The sequence below is a fragment of the Hungatella sp. genome, from assembly GCF_046966825.1.
The window spans coordinates 14,085-33,833 of sequence record NZ_JBKVCZ010000072.1 but is presented as its reverse complement, the minus strand read 5'-3'; the positions used below and the strand labels follow the sequence as shown (position 1 = coordinate 33,833).

Below are 19,749 nucleotides of genomic sequence, written 5' to 3'. Positions count from 1 at the left end.
GCTAGTCGTAGCGCCCACTACGCCGTCGCTTCGCAGACGCACACCTGACGCGGATATCAGATGCTATATACCGACATATTTACGCCGGGAGGCACTAGTCATAAAAATGAACGTGACTGGCGAACACACGCATTATGTGTCCGTCAGTCACGTTCATTTTTATGGCGAGTAGGAAGCAAGGCGGACACGGGATATCAACTCCCCCTGCACCGGGACGCAACCGGAGGCGGGGAAGAACCTTTCTGTGCGCGAAGCCACCCTTACTCCTCTTCGGGTTTGATTTTCCCCTTCCGGACCGCCTCCACGAACAGCGGCGCCAGCTGCGGATCAAACTGCCTACCGGCCTGTTTTAAGATCTCCTCCATGGCAAATTCCAGGGAGCAGCGGTCCTTGTAGGACCTTTTTGACACCATGGCGTCAAAGGAATCCGCAATGCAGAGAATTCTTGCGGAGAGCGGTATATCTTCTCCCGCGATTCCCCTTGGGTAGCCCTTGCCGTCATACCGCTCATGGTGGCCGATAACGGCCGGTATTACATAGTCCAGAGACGGCAGGTTCCGGATGATGCCGATGGCCGCTTCCACATGGCCCTTCATGGTCTCATACTCCTCCGGCTCCAGCCTTCCGGGCTTGTTTAAAATATGTTCCGGGATCCCGATCTTTCCGATATCATGGAGAAGCCCGGCCTCCCTCACCAGCTCGATGAAGTCTTCACTCATGCCGTACTCTTCCGCCAGAATTCCCGCGTACTCCGCCACATGCCTGGAATGGCTGAAGGTATAGTGGTCCTTGGCGTCGATGGCCGCGGTCAGCGCATAGATGGTGGACTGGTACGAGGTATAGACCTCCTCTCTCACCAGCGGTTCACTGCCCTTTGCATTTCCGTCTATATGGGATCCGATGTCATAGACCATGACGCCGTTTTTCCCCTTCCGCTTCACGGAAAATACAGCCATGTCTGCGTTCTCCACCAACTGCTTGATATTGCTGGCTGAATATGGGATGGTACAGATCCCGCAGCTCACGGTCAGCACCTTTAAGGCGTAATCCGTGGCCCTCTTGTTCATATTTAAAATCTGCATCCGTATGGATTCCGCGATATTCCTGGCCGCCAGCACATCGAAATCAGGCAGCGCCGCCGCGAATTCCTTTCCGCTGTAGCGGGCCACATAGCCGCGCTCTCCCACCGTGGCGCTGATAATCTTCGCCGCATTCTGAAGGGCAGCGTCCCCCTCCTTCATGCCGTAGAGCTGGTTATAAAGCTTGAAATCATCGATGTTAATGATGATCAGGGCCAGCTCCTTGTTCGGCTTCTTCTCATACTGCTGATTCAAAAGCTCATAGAAATACTTCCTGTTTAAAAGTCCTGTCAGCTCATCCGTCCGTGCCTCCATGCAGGCCTTCTCATACAGCCTGGAGTTGCGGACCGCGATAGACGCGATGGAACTGACTGATTCCAGGAAATTCAAATCATCGTAGCCGTAGGATTTCCCCTTCTTTTTGGAGGCCAGAAGCACGATTCCAGCCAGGCTTTCCTCGTCCTGCAGCGGAAGCATGCACTGGATTCCCAGTTCCCGGATCAGCTGCTTCTCCTCCTCCCACATGGACTTAAAAAGCACGGTCCTGCGGAATTCCGATATCTGGATACACCGCCTGTTCTGGCGCATCCACTCCACCATCGGGTTGTCCCTCCGTATGGTAATGTTTACGCCGCTGATGGGACGGGACCGGTGCGCCGTCTCATAATTCTCTCCCGCCTGGTCGGCCAGACAGATATAGATGGTCTCTACCGCCAGCGTCTCCTGGATAACCGTCGAGATCTCCTCCACGATATCTGCCACCTCAAGGCTCTTTGACACTGCTGTACTGAATTTCTTTAAATTCTCCGTCTGGACCAGTTCCCCCTTGGTAAACAGAATATCGATAAAAGTCTTCACCACCGAAGACAGTAAGAACGTAACCAGCGCAAAGCAGACCGCCACGATTAGTAGGCTGCTTCCCGCAAATACCGGCATGTTCCTCTGAATAAACTCCTGGAGCGGGTTGATGTAATTGGCAAACAGCAGTGCCACCAGCAACGTGCTGATTCCGTAGACCACTCCCCTGGAAACCAGGAGCGTCAGCCGGAATAAATGCTTTTTATATAATGCATAGAACATGAATCCCGCGTTAATGATGCCTGAAAGGACATCTGTCGGGAATCCACGGAACACCGGCACAAGCGTTCCGGCATGGCCGATAAACAGAATGACGATTCCTGCAAAGATCGGCTTCAGCTGATTTCGTTCCACCGTGTTCTTCCTGTACGACTTATGCACCAGGTAAAACATATGGATGATCGGAAACGACATGGTGATAAACAGGATAATAATCGGCCAGCCGATATGGTACACGAATCCGGCTGATCCGTTAGCCAGCCTTATCACTTCCGGGCATGGAATATAGAAGCCCCATTTGATGTTGGCCGCATTATTGATCACTGCCAGTATGAGCCACGACCACCACAGGATGGTGTCATCCGAATCCACCAGCGCATAGATAAAGTTAAAAAACGTAAACGGCAGAATAATCAGGCCCACTATGGAAAAATGGAACCAGAATTCCACTCCCGGCCACAGCTCCATACGCATGGCAAGGGAACCGCCTGTCCACAGTAAAAACGCGGCCAGCACTACCAGAAATGAGTGGATGATTTTCGTCTTCTGCGCGGCCATGAACGCCACAAATAAGATCATGTAGCAAAACAGAGCCGTCACAGAGATAAATGAGTAGTTATACATTTCTCTCAGGCCTCCTTCCAAAAGCGGAAACCAGTTCCTGACTCTTTAAAAGCTCTCCGATCTCATACTGGGTGGGGTTGATCCGCCGCATCTTCTCCTTGTCCCCGCGGTAATACGTGTCAAACGTACCGCACCGCAGGATCGTGATCTCCAGAGGGTCGATTCCGAGTATCTTCTTCAAGTCCTTATAGTCCTCGTCGACGTATTTGAAATAGACCCCCATGTGCTCCTTTAATATGTTGACGGTTACGGCAGATGAAAACAGGCACTCCGGCTCCATCTCCACATACATGTGCAGAAATGGCCGCTTATTCTCCGTAATCTCCTTGGCCGCCGCCCAGTCCTTCACCTTCAGTCCTGACAGGCCGATGACCCGGCCGATGGAATTCTCCGTGATTCTTGTAAATCCGGCGATATCGATCACCGTTGGAATCCGGTCTATGTATTCGAATCTGGGGAATCGAACCTGATCCCGCTCATTTTCCAGGGCGATGCAGCGATAGACATCCCCCACACGGTAACGCATGAAGACGCCGCCCTTCAGCACCGAGATCACAAGTTCGTACTTCTCGCCCTCCTCCACCTCATTCATGAGGCAGGTGCGCGGTTCATAGGAGGGATCCGCCAGACTCCGCTCCATCTCCTTTTCCGGGATGAACTCATAAAAGCAGGCATCCGGGAAAAAGTACATACCGTCCCGGCTCCAGATCTCCGTTCCGATACACGTCGGCTCCGTTCCGGCAAATATCTCCATTGGGCGCACGCCCCACAGCTTCTCCAAATCGTCACGGTAGAGGCGGTTGTCCGTTCCGGCGCACATAAAGCCCTTCAGACGGAACAAATCCTTTGGAAGTAAGTCTCTCCCCTCTTTTCTGCATAGATGCTTCGCCTTAAGCAGCCGGACCACCATAGCCGGACTGATGGAAATCTTCTTTTTGCCGTCTCCGCCTCCCGAACCGCTTCCGCTTCCGCTTTTATGTCCGGAACCGAGAGACGCGATGCTGAGACTGACGTAATACGTGACGCTTCCAACACCAAAAAAGAAGTCAATCCCTTTCTTTAAGCCCATTTTAAAGCCCTTTTTATTCCGTTCACTGAATGACATCTTCTGGGCTTCCTTGACCGGTGGAAGAAATTCGATGCTGATCGCATCGTTGAGAAGCAGAGGGAAGATTCCCGTCGCATAGGGAAGTGGTGCAAGCGCGTAGAGAATGGTATCCTTCGGATTGACATCGAAGTCTCCCCGCCCGCTGCTGGTGGACAGCATCAGACACCCAAGCATGTTATTCTGGTACGTCTCCAGCATGCTCCGGGTATAGGGAGCCAGCTTGATCGTATGCCTTCCGCCCTCCCACGTCGTCTGAATCCAGACCACAGGATCATCCGGAAGTATGGATTTGTCCTTTAAGGACAGACTGTCCGCATAGTCTTCATAAGAGGTTAATGGCACCATTTTCCGGAACTCTTCGATCGTCTCCGGATTCCTGCCCTTCAAAATCGTCTTACCGATCCCGCTGGCCCTCCATTTACGGATCTGTTCCAGCATAAGCCGGTTCTGAATCGCCATAAACTCATCTATGGTTAAATCCAGAAAACCGCAGTACTCCTTCCAGAGCTCCCAATCCTTACGCTCCTTCAGTTTTTCTTCAAATTTCATCCCCGTCCTCCTCCATTGTCCGGAAGTACCCGGCACATTTGCGGATGCTCTTTCCGGTGGGTATCAGAAACGGCGTTTCCCTCTGATACGCCTCATAGCCTGAAAGCGTCCTCTTAAATGTAACCCGGTCCTGAAACCAGACATACAAAACATTGAGCCCACTGTAACAGATACACACAGCCATCATCAGTCTCTGCCCGGTTAAAAGGGCGAGAAATAGATACAGAAAGAAAAACCACACCACCCCCGGGTGTCTGCAGAGGGAATAAACGCCCTCTGTGTACACTGGCGGGTTTTCTTCCAGCCTGGCATACGTTTTCTCAAACGGCAATGCAAAAAACAGTGTGTAGATCAGCAGTGCTGCCTGGCTCACGGCCAGCGCACCAAAAATCACAATTCTCCAGACCGGCGCTCCGTACGCCCGGATCAGTGTGATGAAACAGGCGGCCGTAGACGCCAGCAGAATCACGTTCCCGATCAGGAAAAAGGTGTGCAGAATGCGGTTTTTCCAGGTAAAGCTGTTCAGATCATAGAGTAAAAACATACCAAAAGCAATCACGCCTGCTGCAAGATAACTCATTCTCCCTGCCTTTCTTTTTTATGACGTCTGATAATTCCGATTCCCAAAGGATACGGCCCCGTGTGAACGGCAATCGTCGCACCAATCTGGTTGATCCAGGCATCTTCCATCTCATCCCGGTTCTGGAGAGCAGCAAGCACCGGTTCTTAAATAAAACCGCTCTTCACGGTCATAGCCAAAGCCAATGGTAAAACGGTAGCTGCCATGGGCCCCTGTTTTCCTTCAGATAATCGAGCAGAAGCGCAATCACCTTATCGATCGATTTTCTTCTGCTCCTCGATATTCCGCTTGAAATATCTCCCCCGCTTCAGGGTAATAATGGGCCTGATTCCCAGCACGGAAGCCGCAAATGGCCACTTTTCCGATTCTTCCGCCATGCTGTAATAATCCATGCTTCCGATCGTAAAGAAAATCCGGCCGCTCTCCTTGATCTCGTCGAGTGCCGCCACGGCCTCCGAAAGAGTCATCCCTTCCTCTCTCATCGAGACGGCCTCCAGCACAAAAAGCCCCTGAAGTACGGTGTTCACGGTTGCGTCTATCACTTCAATCTGCGCATCCTCATACTGGCTCAGCACCATCTCCTTCGCATTCAGCGCGGACTGCATGGAACCGCTGAATTTCGTCGTGATGCAGATACACAGAACAGGAATGTGCGCCTGCGCAAACGGCTGAAATACGTCGACATAATCCTGAATCGACGGCATGGAAGATTTGGGATATACACCGGGCTGTTCCACCATCTCCCGGTAAAATTCGCGGATGCCGATTTCCGTTCCCTCTTTTTTATAGGTTTCTCCGTCAAAAGAAACATAGAACGGCACCACCGTGATCTCCTTCGCTGCAGTCAGCTCATCAGGTAAATCACAGGAGCTGTCACTGATCACTGCAAACCTGCTGTTTTCCATGTCTGATTCTCCTCTCCTCCGTATACAGCTGTCACGCATCTCACAAAAAGACTGAAAATATTTACGCGACACTTCCATTATACTAAACCTATCACAACCTGTCCATTGTAATTTACTCGATATCTGACAAAATTTTAGTCACATTTCGCTATTTTTAGCCATTTTCTAAATATTTTTGTAACCTTAAAATTTTTCATATTTATTCCATTTCACGCATCGCCATCCCCTTTCATATGATAAATAGAAAGTGTATGCATAAGGAATATCACATGGCACAGTTTACACCGGTTTATGGAACCATCACCTCCATCACCCCCATGCAGACAGCAGACGGCACGCAGGACTGCACCCTTTTATTTTTCGTCATGACGCAGGATATCGGCCCTGTTACCTTTACTGTCACCCCCCTCACCTATGTGGAGGGCCAGGAGACGTTAAAGCCCGGAGACCCCATCGTCGCGTTCTACGACAGTTCAGTCCCCACCCCGCTCATTTATCCGCCCCGCTATCACGCAGTCCTGATTGCAGAGACGGATGACGGTCTCTTTGCCGCCTTCGACTATTTTGACGAAAATCTGGTTAATTCAGATGCGACGCTCAAATTAAACCTGTCGGAAAGAGGCGGGACCGAAGTACTTATGGCCAACGGACAGATCTACTACGGCACACCGGCGAATCACTACCTGCTGGTACTCTACAGTACCACCACGCGCAGCATACCGGCCATGACCACGCCGGAAAAGATCATTGTATTCTGCAGCGAATAGCCTGAAGGCTGCCGCCGGCCGTCAAAAAGGGATATCCGGCCTAGACCAGATATCCCTTTCTTTGGAGCTCCATTTCTATCATATCCAGATTCTTTTCCGAATCCGCGGCTACCGTATGGTAATGGCAGCCGCCGGTCAGGACCTTTAACGGCTGATCCCTGCTCATCGCCATCTGATTCACAAATTCCAGCGCATCCAGCCGGTTGTTGATAATTAAGTCCACGCTGATCTGGCCGTAGAGTGCGTGTTCAATCGATACATCCAGAATTCTTCCCCCGTAATCCACGATCGTCTGAAGCTCGTCCAGCATGTGCTCCGTATCGTGATTTACCCGGAAGACGCGGACACGCGCCTTCTCTGCCCCCTGCTGGGGTTTATAGAGAACGTAGCCCTTATTTGTGGACATAATCTCCTTATTCTCGGCCCGAAGAAGGGCGATATCCTGAACCACGACCTGACGGCTTACTCCCGCCCGCTTCGCCAGCTCCGCTCCTGACACGGGAGACGTCTCCTGATTCAGTATCTCCATGATCTGCTGTCTTCTCTTATCTCCGTCCACTCGATCCATCACTCCTGTTCCGCAGTCCCATCTTTGCTGTCGTTTATATCGTTCACTGTCATAAATGCCCCCTCATACCCCAGTTTCCGGCAGAGAGCCGCCGTGTGGGGCTGTTCCAGCTTTGCAGCCGCCAGGGCGTCTATCTCATAGAATACAGACTCCTTCGGTCCATCGGCCAGCACCTTTCCGTGTGCCATCACGATGACCCGCTCAAAATACTCCGCCACGAAATCCATATCATGGAGAATCGCCAGCACAAACTTTCCGGAATCACTCAGTTTTCTTACAATCGATCCTATGACTGCGCGTCCTCTGGCATCCTGGGCAATGGTCGGCTCATCCAGAATCAGAACCTGTGTATCCATGGCCACAACCGAGGCGATTGCCACCATCTTCCGCTCCGATAAATCCAGATCATAGGGATTTTCTTCCGCCGCATCTAAGAGTCCTACCATGGAAAGGGCTTCTCTGGCCCGCTTTTCCGCCGCCTCCCGGCTCATGCCGATATTAAGGGGGCCCACCATGACTTCGTCCATCACACGGTTTTTAAAAATCTGGTCATCCGGATTCTGAAATACATACCCCACACTGCCGGCCAGCTGCGCCACCGTCCGCTCCGAGATATCCTCATTACCAAACAGGATTGACCCGGAAACCGGCTTCAAAAGCCCCTTTAACAGCTTGACCAGCGTCGTCTTGCCGGCACCGTTCTGGCCGATCACCGCAGTGGGTCTCGTATCCAGCTCCATGGCAAGGCCTTCCAAAACAGGCACATGCTCCAGATAGTGGAACGACAGGTCCCTTATACGGAAGATTTCCCCGGGCATTCTGTCGGCGGCAGCTGGCAGCCCTTCTGCCCCCACTCTCTTTCCGCTTAACCCCGCCGGAAACTGATCCCGCAGGGCCATGGTCTGCTCCATCGTCACCGGATAGAGGCGCTTTCCCTCCTCTTTTCTGCACACGGAAAGCTTCCGGCAGACTCTTGTAAACACCGGTGCTTCCACGCCCAGTTCTTCTAAATCATCTCTGGAGAATATCTTCTCCGGCGTATCGTACGCAATCTGTTTCCCATCGTGGAGAAGCAGGATTTTATCGCAGTAGGAGGCCAGTTTTTCCATCTTATGCTCCACCATAATATGGTAATTCCGGTTTTGGACAGCTTATCCACCACCCGGAACACCTCCTCGCTCCCCTGAGGGTCCAGCTGGGAGGTCGGTTCGTCGAGCACGATAATCTCCGGCTGCATGGCCAGAATACTGGCGATAGCAACTCTCTGCGTCTGTCCTCCCGATAAATCGAAGGGGTTCCTGTCGCGGTACTGTTCGATGTCGAGCAGCCTTAAATTCTCTTCCACCCGGCGCACGATCTCCTCCCGCGGCACGCCTAAATTCTGCAGGCCGAAGGCAATTTCTCCAAATACCGTATCCTTCGCCCCGGAAAGCTGGTTAAACGGATTCTGAAAGATCAGTCCCACCTTCTGACAGAGCAGCGCCACCGGTGTTTTGGCCGCTTCCTGCCCGTCGATCACGATCTTTCCGCCATAAGCCCCCTTGAACATCGTGGGTACAAGGCCGACGAGAGCCTGACAGAGCGTGCTCTTTCCAGCCTTGTTTTCACCTACAATGCCGATAAAGCTGCCCTTTTCCACTAAAAAATCAAGGCCGTCCAGCGCCAGCTTTTCCGTATGGGGGTAACGGTATTTCAAATTTGTCACTTCAATCAGAGCCATCTTATCACCCTCCATACGATAGAACCTGCGATCAGGAGGACCATCAGAGCCATAAATGCCCTGTCGCGCCCCTTGAGCTTGTGATCGCTTAAAAATGTCTTCTTTGTCTTCGAATCAAAGCCCCGCACCTCCAGCGCGATGGCCCTCTCCCTGGTATTGATGAGAGAGCTGCTTACCACCGGAGAGATCAGCGGGATAAATGCCTTCGCCCTCACGAACAGGCTTCCTTCCGTCTCCATCCCTCTGCTCCGCTGTGCATCCATGATGGTATTCATCGTTCCCATCATCTGCGGAATAATCTGAAACACGGAACTGATCATATATCCAAAACGCGGGGAAAAGCCCGCCTGCTCTAAATCATCCACCAGGGTGGCCGGCTTCGTAGTCAGCACAAACATGGCGAACGCCAGAAGCATGTTTAAGATGTTAAGCCCGATCCTGGAAGCGTAGAGAAGCCCTTCCTTATAGAACTTAAGCGGCCCTAAGGCCGCCAGGACATTCTGATTCTCCCGGTTGAACAGACCGTGGATCAGAAAGACCGTGATGATGATGGTAAACGAAAAAGCGATCAGCGGAAAGACCTTTTTAATGATTTTTCCGCTGATGAGCAGTCCCAGGCTGACTGCGATAAACACGCCGAACATCCACAGTGTGCCCGTGATTAAGGGCACACTGATGGCCGCCACGATGTAAAGCATCTTGGCAAAGGGATGCAGCCTGGTCAAATACGTATCTTTGTCCACAAAAAGGCTGATACTTTTCATAAAACGCTCCATCCTTCATTTAAAATTTCATGATTAATCGAGGCTTTCCACCTCATCGCCCATCTCATAGAGGGAGGTCAGCTTCTTCGGCAGTCCCTTGATGATAGCAAACACAATTAACAGTGTGATCAGCTTATCCGGAACATCGACGATCACCTCGTCCAGGAAGGAGCCCAGCGCTACCGGAAGGCCGGAAGCCTGAGACCATGCGAATACCGCGTCGCCCCAGAGGTTGCCGGTAGTACCGCCCCAAAACAGGATGTTGAGCGGTGTGGAGATGAGAACTGCCACAAATCCGGCCACGCATGCCGTTAAAACAGCGCCGGAAAGCTTCTTCATGCGTCCGAGTCTTGCCATGATTCCGACTGCAACGCCGATACCGAGGCTGGTCAGCGCATAGACCAGGGTGATGGAATCGCCTGTGGTAAAGCCGTAGATTAAGTTGTTCGCCGCGCCGCAGATTCCTCCGATGATCGGACCGCCCAGCACCGCGCCGATACAGGTTCCGATGGAATCCAGCCATAACGGCAGCTTCAGGACTGACGCGAACAGCTTCCCTAAATAGTTGATTCCAATACAGGCCGGAATCAGAACGATACATGCTGCATTCAATTTGGTTTTAAAAATATTACTCATACGAATTGCCTCCCTGTTTGTTTTTATCTATTCGTACAAACGCTTCCAGCGCTGTAAGAATCTCCATCCGTTCCCCCTGCATCATGGCGGACTCTCCGCCTGTATAGCTGTTAATGTTCTCCTCCAGAGAATCCTCCCACTCCACGACCGTGTTTAGGATCGAGGCCGTCCTCACGCCCCGCAGCCTTCCGACGACAAACAGCGCCGCCGTCTCCATATCGGAGCCGAGCACGCCCCTCTCTCCCCAGTAGGTGCTGACCGCCTCCTCGTCGTCGATATAGAAGCTGTCATGGCTCCTGGCGATTCCCACATGGGTCTTCGCCCCCAGCTCCTTTGCGCTCTCCATACATGCCACTAACAGTTCCGTGTCCGGTATGGCCGGGTAAATACTGTCCACATACGTGACCGAGGCACCGTCATCCCGCACGGCGCCGTTTACGAGAATTAAGTCCCCCAGCCGGATCCCCTTTTTTAAAGCGCCGCAGCTTCCGATCCGGATCATCACCTTCGCACCGATTCTCGCCAGCTCCTCCACCGCTATGGTGGTGGACGCTCCGCCGATCCCCGTGGATACCGCCATGACCGAAACGCCCTTGTAGACGCCTCTCAGGCTCCGGTATTCCCTGTTATAAGCCAGTTCTTCCACCTCTTCAAGGCACTCCGCAATCCGGTCCAGCCTCTGCGGATCCCCAGGCAGAAGCACATAGTCCGCGGCCTGTTCCCTTGACAGCCTGATATGAGGCATGATCTCATCCATGTTCCCATCTCCTTTCTTATTTCTCATTTCTGTTATCTGTTATCACGTTCAGAAAGGGCTGTACTTCCTTCATCTCTCTGACACTTTCGCCAAAAACAGTACTGCCCTTTTGTTTAAATTTACCATAATCCATCTGTCTTGTCAATCAAAACGGCAGCTGACAAGACAGTTCATTTTTTGAGATCCTTTTACCTGCGTTCGGCGGAATGCCGCGAGGCAGAATAAAGAGTCCGGGCCTGCCAGACACGCCATCGTCAGCGTGTCCGGCAGGTGATCTTACAAACATATTCAACTCAAACTAATTATAACAGATAACTGGTATGCCAGTGTAAACCATATCGTAAAGAGTCTTAGCCTTTCCCGAAGGCAGGTTGATACAGCCATGACTTCCGCCGTACTGGTAAATGGTGCCGCCGAATTTACTTCGCCAGCTGGCGTCATGGAGTCCGATACCTCCGTTAAACGGCATCCAGTAATCCACATGGCTCTCATACTCGTATGTGCCATCTGCCTTCTTCTCGCCTCGGAGCACTCTGTCCGTCTGCTTATAGGTCAGACTGTAGATCCCCTCCGGAGTCGTGTAATTCTTGGATACATTCCCCGTCACACCGGGCGCATCCCAGGCCAGATTCCCATCCTGATACATGTAGACATGCTGGTTCGTCAAATCAATCTCCACATACGTCTTTCCCCAGTCCGTAGTCCGGTCCTGGGCCTTCTTGCTGTATAACGGTTCCCTCAGCTGGCTCTGTCCGGTACGGATCATGGCGATCAGCGATGCCGTCTCGCCCGCCTGGTCAATCTGCCATCCATAGGGGCCGGTCAGATTCAAATCTTTTCCCGTTGTCGTATGGAACGCCCGCGTCTTTCCGGCCGTATCATACTGATCTGCCATGGATTTTACAAACGCCGCGGCCTTGTCGTAATTCACATCCACAAGCCCGTCCTGGGTGCTTCCGAGAATCCAGGTACAGATAGTTTCACCTTCGAGCTTTATTGTCTGCTCTCCAAACTGATACGTAATAACCATGTCCCTGCACCGGTTCATGGTGTCGCAGAGATCCTTAAGAGCCGCATCCTCCGCGGTCACGCCGACAGTCACATAACAGCCGGAGGCCACGAGATCCACTTCACTGCTGCCTGATTTCACAGCTTCCTTTATGAGAGCCGCCGCCTTGTCCTTATCCACGTTATTGCCCTGCACCTCCGGGATAATCGTAAAGGGGGTTCCCTCCTGATATGCCGTAATATGGGCATCCTGGGTCACTACAATATCCGACCCGCTGATACAGGAAAGTCCGTTCACTGCGTTCATCACAGCACTCTCATCGAACTGTACGCTCATATTCACGCTGTGGGAATTATCCGCCGAAGGCCCGGACACACGGCCCGAGGCATTCTGTGCGTCGAGAATGGCCGAAAGCCCTTCCGGTGCCGCCGCTTTATATCCGACATCACTGCCCTTTAAAGTCTCGGTCTTCCCGTCTCTCTCCTTTATCGTCAACTTGTATTCTGCACTGTAAAAGCCTTCTATCTGTGTTTTCGCTTCATCCACGGTAAGTCCGCCGATCCCGATGCCGTTTACCCTGGTTCCTGGTACGAATCTGGTCGTGTCATCTGCCAGTACAGCCTGCGCCGACATTATGATAAATACTGCCGCCAGCAGGGCACTTCTTACAGCCATTCCTGTTTTCTTCATTCTGATACTCATTCACCTTACCTTAAAACCTTTTAAGAATTGAGCGCCGTCCGGTTAAAAACTACCGCCGTCTGCTCTTTCTATACCTTAACACCATATAGGGTAAAAGTACAACCCCTTTTTTAAATGTAAGAATTACTTAATATTTTATTTCTCTTTTATTCCCTTTTCCGTCCCGGACAGGCGGTACTCCCCGCAGCCCCTTGAACTTCTGCGTGACGGCCACAGATTCTCCTTGATACGTAAATGCATCTATGAGAAGTTGGGGGAAATATAGCAACCGACTGTCAGTAGAATTACGGATTTTCGCCTGCCGTGTACCCAAATTAGGCATGAAACCATGGATTCCAGACAAATAATTGGCTCTGAAGGGAGTATTCATCTGAAAAAGCAGCAGGGAAGCCAATCGAATTTAAGGCTTCCCTGCTGCTTGAGTCTCACTCTGCCAATTACATCTCAGTCTACCACTTCAATGCTCTCAATCACCGGCTGATTTTCCTTTGCCACCGTTCCGTTGCTGTCTGTCACTTTCGTGTCCTCACAGATCTTATCAACGATATCCATCCCGTCCGTCACGTAGCCGAACACCGCGTAATCACCGTCGAGGTGGGGGCTGTCCTGATGTACGATAAAGAACTGGGAGCTTGCGCTGTTCTTATCCTGGGAACGCGCCATGGAAATGGCTCCGCGTGTATGGGAAAGCGGGTTATCCACTCCGTTGCTGGAAAATTCACCCTTGATGGTGGTATCGGAACCGCCCAGCCCTGTACCCAGCGGATCTCCTCCCTGAATCATAAAGCCGTCGATGATGCGGTGAAACGTCAGTCCGTCATAGAAGCCGGACTTCGCCAGAGACAGAAAATTCTCGACGGTAATGGGGGCGTACGTCGGGTCGAGTTCCACTAAAATGGTACCGTAGTCCTTTACCTGAATCTTTACATGATGCTTCGCTGCTTCCCCTGTACCGTCCGCTGTACCGGCGTCCGTTTTTGTCTCCGCAGTACCTTCTGCTGTACCTTCGTTTGTTTTTGTCTCCTCCGCAGATGTCTCTGCGGCGGCAGAGGATTTTGTCTGGTCTGCCGCGCCCGCTTTTCCGGAACATCCGGCCAGTACGGCCGCTGTCAGAACCATGAGCAGCATGATACGTTTTTTCATAATTCATCTCTCCTGTCATAATATCGTGTTCTCTGCTAACGTATCATATTATAAAGCCGTATAGGATAAATATCAAATGAATTTCTTGTGTCCTAGTACTGCATAGCGTAATTAATTGTGAATAAAATGCCTGATATCTGCGTCAGAGGCGTGTCTGCAAAGCGACGGCGTAGTGGACCCTACGACTAGCTTTGCAGGCGCGGCTCTGGCGTAGATAGCGGGTGTTTTATCACAGTTAATTACGCAATGCAGTACTAGTAAGCCTTTCCGCCCAGAATCTCTTCATAATCCTTTAGATTCCGCTCCAGAAGGGACGGCGTATCCAGGCCATAGGGACATTTGCTGCTGCATTGGCCGCAGTGCAGGCAGTCCTTGATCTTCATCATCATACTCTGTGACGCCTCCGTTAAATGGCCCGCAGATGGCGACCGGCGGATCAGGAGCGACATCCGGGCGCATGTGTTGATCTCGATCTCAGCGGGACACGGCATACAGTATCCGCAGCCACGGCAGAACTCCCCGAGCAGTTCCTTTCTGTCGTGTTCGATCACCGCCTCCAGTTCCGCTGTCATTACTGGCGGATTCCCGATGTAGGACAGAAATTCATCGAGTTCATTTTCCCGCTGGATTCCCCAGATAGGCAGAACATGATCGAACTTTGCCAGATAGGCATAGGCCGCGGCGGAATTGGTAATGAGTCCTCCTGACAGCGCCTTCATCGCGATAAATCCCATGTCCGCCATCCTGCACGCTTCCACCAGCTCCAGTTCCTTTTCAGATGCCAGATAGGAAAATGGAAACTGCAGCGTCTCATAAAGACCCGATGCGACAGCCTCGGCCGCCACATTCAGCCTGTGGTTGGTAATGCCGATGTGACGAATCTTCCCGTTCTCCCTTGCCTCCAGCATCGCCTCGTAAAGACCGCTGCCGTCTCCCGGCTTCGGACAGACTGCCGGATTATGAAACTGGTAAAGATCTATGTAATCCGTCTTCAGAAGCCGCAGGCTCTCCTCTAAATCCCGCCGGAACTCCTCCGCCGTTTTTGCCGCTGTCTTCGTGGCAATGAATATCTTTTCACGAATCCCCTCAAAAGCCAGTCCCAGCTTTTCCTCACTGTCACTGTAGGCCCTGGCCGTATCGAAAAATGTAATTCCATGATCAAACGCCTTTTTTAACAGCCTCCCCGCCTCTTCCACCGAAACCCTCTGAACCGGCAGCGCACCGAAGCCGTTCTTGTTCACCGTAATCATGGTTCTTCCCAGTGTTACCTCCGCCATATCCACTCTCTCCTTTGTATACAAATAGATTCTGTTTCATTTCTATAAATTGTATCACACTGTTATGGCCAAGGGTACATTTTTCAGGATAAAATCTCAATCATTTACATTAAGCAGTTCCAGCAGCCTCTCCACCGCGTCCTTGGGGAAGTCTGCCGGGAGCTCGCCGGACACCATGAGCGAAAGCAGCTCATGGGTATTCCGGCTTTGAGGAAGCATGTATCCCGCCTCGCGGTATAGGTCCTCCGCCATCAGCCGGTTGGACCGCTCCAAAGCTGCGGCAAACTGCTTCACTACCGAATCCGTCGTTTTGCGGCCAACTGCCGCGGCCATGGCCTCCTGCTTCACCTTGCTGGCCGCCAGCTTATTCAACTGTTCTCTTGTCTTCTCTTCTTTCTTCTGCTGAGGGGGATATTTCTCCAGTACCATGGAAATGGCTCCCGATGGACAGGCATTGGCACAGATTCCGCATCCGATGCATTTGGAGGCATCCACCTGGCCGGTCTCCGTATCGGTTGCCCCGGTCGGACAGACGTAAAGGCAGAGACAGTCTTTTGTACATAATCTGATATTTCTTACTGCATGCATATATTTACCTCCTTTGTACTTCCATGATTTTTAAGCTTGGTACCTTGCACACGGGACATATCGCCGGAGCCTCGTCGCCAATGTAGATAAATCCGCAGATGTCACAGACGAAGACTTTCGTATGCTCCAGAAATGCTCCCTGTTCGTTTCCAAAACGCTCCAACAAGGATTCCAGCATTCTGGTGACCTTCCCGCTCCAGACAAGAGCTCTCTTGGCACCGCGGTCCCCGCTCTCTCCAGCAGCCGCTTCCGCGTGAGGATATTCCGTCTCCAGATCCTTTGAAACCATTGCCAACAAATCTCCCGTATTCTCCGTATCTGCCGGCGCCGCCTTCGATTTAAAATAACCGGCCAGTTTTAAAAAGAGTTCCATTTCCTCGGCAAGGTACTGTTTTTCACAGCCTTTTGCCAGATTCGAACAAATCGCACTCAGTTCTCCAAACGACAATTCCCTGAGTTCATCGGCTCCGTCCCCATCACCATTGCCGGTTCTCTCGGCCGGTTCCGGTACAACTGCCATTGGCCCCTCCTTCTTTTCACGGAAGGCGGATTTCGGAGCGCCGCATAACGGACAGACCCAGTCCGATGGCAGCTCCTCCAATCTCGTCCCCGGCGCGATTCCCCGGTCGGGAATACCAACGGCTTCGTCGTATATGTAGCCGCACACATTACATATGAATTTCTTCATTCGTATGACCCCCTTTTCTTTTCAGGCTTTGTTGTCTGCTTTATATGAGAAAAGTATACTATTTTATTATAGCACGGTATGTGACTTAGTCACAATATTGATAACTATTACTATTTACTGTAATCTCTTTCATTTCACGCGTAAAACTCACATGAGCGTACTATTTTCAAGGAAAGCCCCTGGTTCTGCACCGTTGGCTTCGGAGGACCGCATGATTCCTGGGATACGCCGAAAGTATATGCGGATCTCTATCGGAATATGACGGAGCAGGATATCATTGGACTGCGCCGCAGCTACTATAGCCATGTCACACTGATTGACGACCCGATCAGACGGATCATCGGCTGCCTGGAAAAGCGCGGACTTCTGGAAAATACAGTGATTGTGTTTACCGCTGATCATGGAGAACAAAACGGCGATTACGGACTTCTTTTTAAACAAACCTTTTTGGAAACCTCCGTGAGGATACCGCTGATGATCCTGACAGGTACACGGGAAGCTGCGGAGATAGAGAAAAAGCTTCGCTGCTCTTATGATGAGTGGAAATGGGAAAAATGAGAAGTAAAGGATACTGTTTAAAAACTGCAAAAGGATCCCGCGAGGCCTGTTCCATGCCTTCACGAGATCCTTTTGCAGTCAACCAAAGTTCTGCTAAATAAAGAGGTTCACATTGGAGTTTTCCGCATCGCCCAGATACGTCGCCACACCGGCAAACTCCACGCCGTCGATGATTTCTTCCTTCCGGATTCCCATGACATCCATGGACATGGTGCACGCCACCAGCTTTACGCCGTTTTTCATGGCCTGGTTCATCAGTTTTTCAAGGGAATCCACGTTTTTATCTGCCATGACCTTCTTCATCATTCTGGTTCCCATACCGCCCATATTCATCTTAGAAAGCTTCAGCTTTCCGGCGCCCCGCGGCATCATGGCTCCGAACATCTTTTCAATCAGAGACTTCTCCACTTTGCGTTTCTCCGGTTTTCTTAAGATATTAAGCCCCCAGAAGGTAAAGAACATGGTGACCGGACTTCCCATGGCGACTGCGCCGTTGGCAATGATAAATGCAGCCAGCGCCTTATCCATATCGCCGTCAAATACTACCATCGTTTTTCCCTTAGGTGCGGGAAAAGCGGCGGGATTCGTCTCCTGCTCGGCTTCCCGGTTCTCCATTCCCTTACGGATCAGAACGATGCTCTCCTGCCCCTTCCGTTCTGTCCCCACCAGGGTGTTGCCGGTCTGTCTGCACCAGGATACGATATCGCGGGAAAATCCCATATCTGTGGCGGAGACCTCCAGAATATCGCCATCTTCCATTTCACCGATCGATTCATGAACCTTCATGATCGGGCCTGGGCATTGAAGGCCGCAGCAGTCTACAATTTTCACGGATTTTCTCATCACTTCCCTCTCTTCCACCTGCTCTCCCTGATCCGGTTCTTCCCGGTCCTTTTCCTCGAAATCGCGGTGATGCATAGACTTATAGAAAGAAATACCGCCTTCCAAAACCTTCACATTTTCAAATCCATTCTGTGAAAGGATTCTCGCCGCGTTATACGATCTGACTCCAATAGCGCAGTATACGACAATCTGCTTCTCCCGGTCCAGCTCTCCCAGGCGTTTCCGAAGCTGCCCCAGCGGAATGTGGTACGAACCCGGTATATGGTACACCATCCGCTCCACCTCCTCGGTCACGTCGAGGACCAGTGGACGGTCACCCTCCGCCTCAGAGGCTGAGAGGCGGTCCAGCTCGCCACAGCTTATAAATGATATGTAATGATTTAAAATATTTTCTGCTGTGAATCCCAGCATGTTGACCGGATCCTTGGCCGAAGAATAGGGCGGAGCGTAGGCCAGCTCCAGCTCCTCTAAATCGCTGACAGATCCTTTCATCCTCATGACCGAGGCAATGGTATCAATCCGCTTGTCAGCCCCATCCTGCCCCACGATCTGCGCGCCGTAAATCTCTCCGTTCATTCCAAATATCAGCTTCAGGATCAGGGAAACGGCTCCCGGATAGTAGCCCGCATGGGATTTCTGGTTAATCAGCACGGTTTCATAATCCGTCCCTTTCACCTTTCCCATAGATCTAAGCGTCTTTTCGTTCACGCCGGTGAGCGCCGCCGTATAGTCAAAGATTCTGGCGACCGAGGTTCCCATGGTTCCTTTGTATTCCTTCTCGTCTCCCACCAGAATATCGGCGCAGATTCTCGCTTCCTTGTTGGCCGGCCCCGCTAATGGAATCATCGTCCTTGTTCCGAGAACGTAGTGCTCCACCTCGATCACATCTCCCACTGCATAGACATGATCCGCTGAAGTTCTCAAATGAGAGTCCACCACAATGCCGCCGCGCGGATTTAAGGTAATTCCGGCCTCTTTTGCCAGGCTGCTGTTGGGGCGTACACCGATGGATAAAAGCACCAGATCCGCTTCTACGGTTTTGCCGCTTCCCAGTCTGATGACCGTATGGCCGTTTTCCCGCTCAAATGAGGACACACCGTCTCCCAGAACCAGTCTGACTCCGTTTGCAGTCAGATTCTCATGAAGCAGTTCCGCCATCTCAGGGTCGAGAGGCGCCATCACCTGGTTCTGCATCTCGATCAGCGTCACTTCCACCCCTGCATGGACCAGGTTTTCCGCCATCTCCAGGCCGATAAAGCCTCCTCCGATGACAGCGGCACGATGCGGCTTCTTTTCCACCAGCACCTGCTTGATCTGATCCGTGTCCGGTATGGTCCACAGAGTGTGAATATCCGGTCCGTCAATCCCCGGAATGGGCGGTACCAGCGGTGAGGATCCTGTGGCTATGACAAGATCATCATACGATTCCTCGTACGTCTCCCCTGTCTTCTTATCCTTGATTTCAACGGATTTTCTGTCTGTATGGATGGCCGTCACCTCGCTCGAAGTCCTCACATCGATATCGAACCGGGCTTTCATGACCTCCGGCTTCTGTAAAAGAAGGGAATCCCTGTTTTTTATCACATCGCCTATATAGTAAGGAAGTCCGCAGTTCGCGTAAGAGATGTACTCCCCGCGCTCCAGCAGAATGATCTGCCGCTTTTCATCACGCCTTCTTAAGCGGGCCGCCGTCGTGGCTCCGCCCGCCACACCTCCGATAATTACTGTTTTATTTCCCATCGCATGGTTCACCTCTCTGTTTTTATCATGAGGTAATTATAGCGGGGATGCAAAATCATTTCTGTGA

The 19,749-nt window shown here is 51.7% G+C and carries 18 protein-coding genes; 2 read left to right on the top strand and 16 right to left on the bottom strand.

The annotated features are described in order from the left end of the window. Window positions 1–260: 260 nt before the first annotated feature. The 4 genes from ACLTD4_RS20345 to ACLTD4_RS20330 form a co-directional block, all read right to left on the bottom strand. A complete protein-coding gene (locus ACLTD4_RS20345; RefSeq protein ID WP_117621254.1) occupies window positions 261–2,780 on the bottom strand; it encodes an HD domain-containing phosphohydrolase in 2,520 nt (839 codons plus the stop codon). After that, the gene (locus ACLTD4_RS20340; protein ID WP_117621255.1) at window positions 2,773–4,437 is read right to left on the bottom strand and encodes a GH3 auxin-responsive promoter family protein; all 1,665 of its coding nucleotides are present in this window, start codon (window positions 4,435–4,437) and stop codon (window positions 2,773–2,775) included. The genes ACLTD4_RS20345 and ACLTD4_RS20340 overlap by 8 nt, the downstream gene beginning before the upstream one ends. Further along, complete coding sequence (locus tag ACLTD4_RS20335) at window positions 4,427–5,017, bottom strand: hypothetical protein (protein WP_117621256.1); 591 nt, start codon at window positions 5,015–5,017, stop codon at window positions 4,427–4,429. The genes ACLTD4_RS20340 and ACLTD4_RS20335 overlap by 11 nt, the downstream gene beginning before the upstream one ends. Before the next feature lie 251 nt (window positions 5,018–5,268). After that, window positions 5,269–5,922, bottom strand: a complete 654-nt coding sequence (locus ACLTD4_RS20330; RefSeq protein ID WP_412331516.1) for a DegV family protein — start codon at window positions 5,920–5,922, stop codon at window positions 5,269–5,271. A gap of 269 nt (window positions 5,923–6,191) precedes the next feature. Here ACLTD4_RS20330 and ACLTD4_RS20325 point away from each other — a divergent pair, with 269 nt between their 5' ends. Next, window positions 6,192–6,689: a hypothetical protein gene (locus ACLTD4_RS20325; protein ID WP_002602612.1), complete on the top strand. Its 498-nt coding sequence runs from the start codon at window positions 6,192–6,194 to the stop codon at window positions 6,687–6,689. A 40-nt stretch (window positions 6,690–6,729) separates the two neighbouring features. On the opposite strand, the gene ACLTD4_RS20320 is transcribed toward ACLTD4_RS20325, so the two are convergent. The 11 genes from ACLTD4_RS20320 to ACLTD4_RS20270 all read right to left on the bottom strand — a co-directional run bounded on the left by ACLTD4_RS20320 (window position 6,730) and on the right by ACLTD4_RS20270 (window position 16,541). Continuing rightward, a complete protein-coding gene (locus tag ACLTD4_RS20320; protein ID WP_055653803.1) occupies window positions 6,730–7,257 on the bottom strand; it encodes a transcription repressor NadR in 528 nt (175 codons plus the stop codon). Further along, on the bottom strand, window positions 7,257–8,366 hold the full coding sequence (locus tag ACLTD4_RS20315; RefSeq protein ID WP_412331515.1) for an ATP-binding cassette domain-containing protein: 1,110 nt from the start codon (window positions 8,364–8,366) through the stop codon (window positions 7,257–7,259). The genes ACLTD4_RS20320 and ACLTD4_RS20315 overlap by 1 nt, the downstream gene beginning before the upstream one ends. Continuing rightward, complete coding sequence (locus ACLTD4_RS20310) at window positions 8,264–8,977, bottom strand: energy-coupling factor ABC transporter ATP-binding protein (RefSeq protein WP_412331514.1); 714 nt, start codon at window positions 8,975–8,977, stop codon at window positions 8,264–8,266. Before ACLTD4_RS20310 ends, ACLTD4_RS20315 begins: the two co-directional genes overlap by 103 nt. Then, the gene (locus tag ACLTD4_RS20305) at window positions 8,968–9,741 is read right to left on the bottom strand and encodes an energy-coupling factor transporter transmembrane component T family protein (RefSeq protein ID WP_117621258.1); all 774 of its coding nucleotides are present in this window, start codon (window positions 9,739–9,741) and stop codon (window positions 8,968–8,970) included. The genes ACLTD4_RS20310 and ACLTD4_RS20305 overlap by 10 nt, the downstream gene beginning before the upstream one ends. Before the next feature lie 33 nt (window positions 9,742–9,774). Next, window positions 9,775–10,377 (bottom strand): ECF transporter S component, encoded by a 603-nt coding sequence (locus tag ACLTD4_RS20300; RefSeq protein ID WP_002602608.1) that lies wholly within the window; start codon window positions 10,375–10,377, stop codon window positions 9,775–9,777. Continuing rightward, the gene (locus tag ACLTD4_RS20295; protein ID WP_055653810.1) at window positions 10,370–11,134 is read right to left on the bottom strand and encodes a nucleoside phosphorylase; all 765 of its coding nucleotides are present in this window, start codon (window positions 11,132–11,134) and stop codon (window positions 10,370–10,372) included. Before ACLTD4_RS20295 ends, ACLTD4_RS20300 begins: the two co-directional genes overlap by 8 nt. A 298-nt stretch (window positions 11,135–11,432) precedes the next feature. Beyond that, window positions 11,433–12,845, bottom strand: coding sequence for a L,D-transpeptidase family protein (locus ACLTD4_RS20290; protein WP_412331513.1), 1,413 nt, complete (start codon window positions 12,843–12,845; stop codon window positions 11,433–11,435). A gap of 444 nt (window positions 12,846–13,289) precedes the next feature. Further along, the gene (locus tag ACLTD4_RS20285; RefSeq protein WP_117621261.1) at window positions 13,290–13,988 is read right to left on the bottom strand and encodes a peptidylprolyl isomerase; all 699 of its coding nucleotides are present in this window, start codon (window positions 13,986–13,988) and stop codon (window positions 13,290–13,292) included. A 254-nt stretch (window positions 13,989–14,242) separates the two neighbouring features. Further along, window positions 14,243–15,265, bottom strand: a complete 1,023-nt coding sequence (locus ACLTD4_RS20280) for an aldo/keto reductase (RefSeq protein ID WP_117621262.1) — start codon at window positions 15,263–15,265, stop codon at window positions 14,243–14,245. Window positions 15,266–15,361: 96 nt separating this feature from the next. After that, window positions 15,362–15,853 carry a 4Fe-4S binding protein gene (locus tag ACLTD4_RS20275; protein WP_055653819.1) on the bottom strand — a complete coding sequence of 164 codons (492 nt, stop codon included), beginning with the start codon at window positions 15,851–15,853 and terminating at the stop codon, window positions 15,362–15,364. Between the two features lie 4 nt (window positions 15,854–15,857). Continuing rightward, the gene (locus ACLTD4_RS20270) at window positions 15,858–16,541 is read right to left on the bottom strand and encodes a rubredoxin (RefSeq protein WP_117621263.1); all 684 of its coding nucleotides are present in this window, start codon (window positions 16,539–16,541) and stop codon (window positions 15,858–15,860) included. A gap of 162 nt (window positions 16,542–16,703) precedes the next feature. Between ACLTD4_RS20270 and ACLTD4_RS20265 the strand changes: the two genes are divergently transcribed. Further along, complete coding sequence (locus tag ACLTD4_RS20265; protein WP_117621264.1) at window positions 16,704–17,099, top strand: sulfatase-like hydrolase/transferase; 396 nt, start codon at window positions 16,704–16,706, stop codon at window positions 17,097–17,099. 93 nt (window positions 17,100–17,192) lie between these two features. Here the strand turns inward: ACLTD4_RS20265 and ACLTD4_RS20260 are convergent, their stop codons facing one another. After that, complete coding sequence (locus tag ACLTD4_RS20260; RefSeq protein ID WP_117621265.1) at window positions 17,193–19,682, bottom strand: FAD-dependent oxidoreductase; 2,490 nt, start codon at window positions 19,680–19,682, stop codon at window positions 17,193–17,195. Window positions 19,683–19,749: the final 67 nt, after the last annotated feature.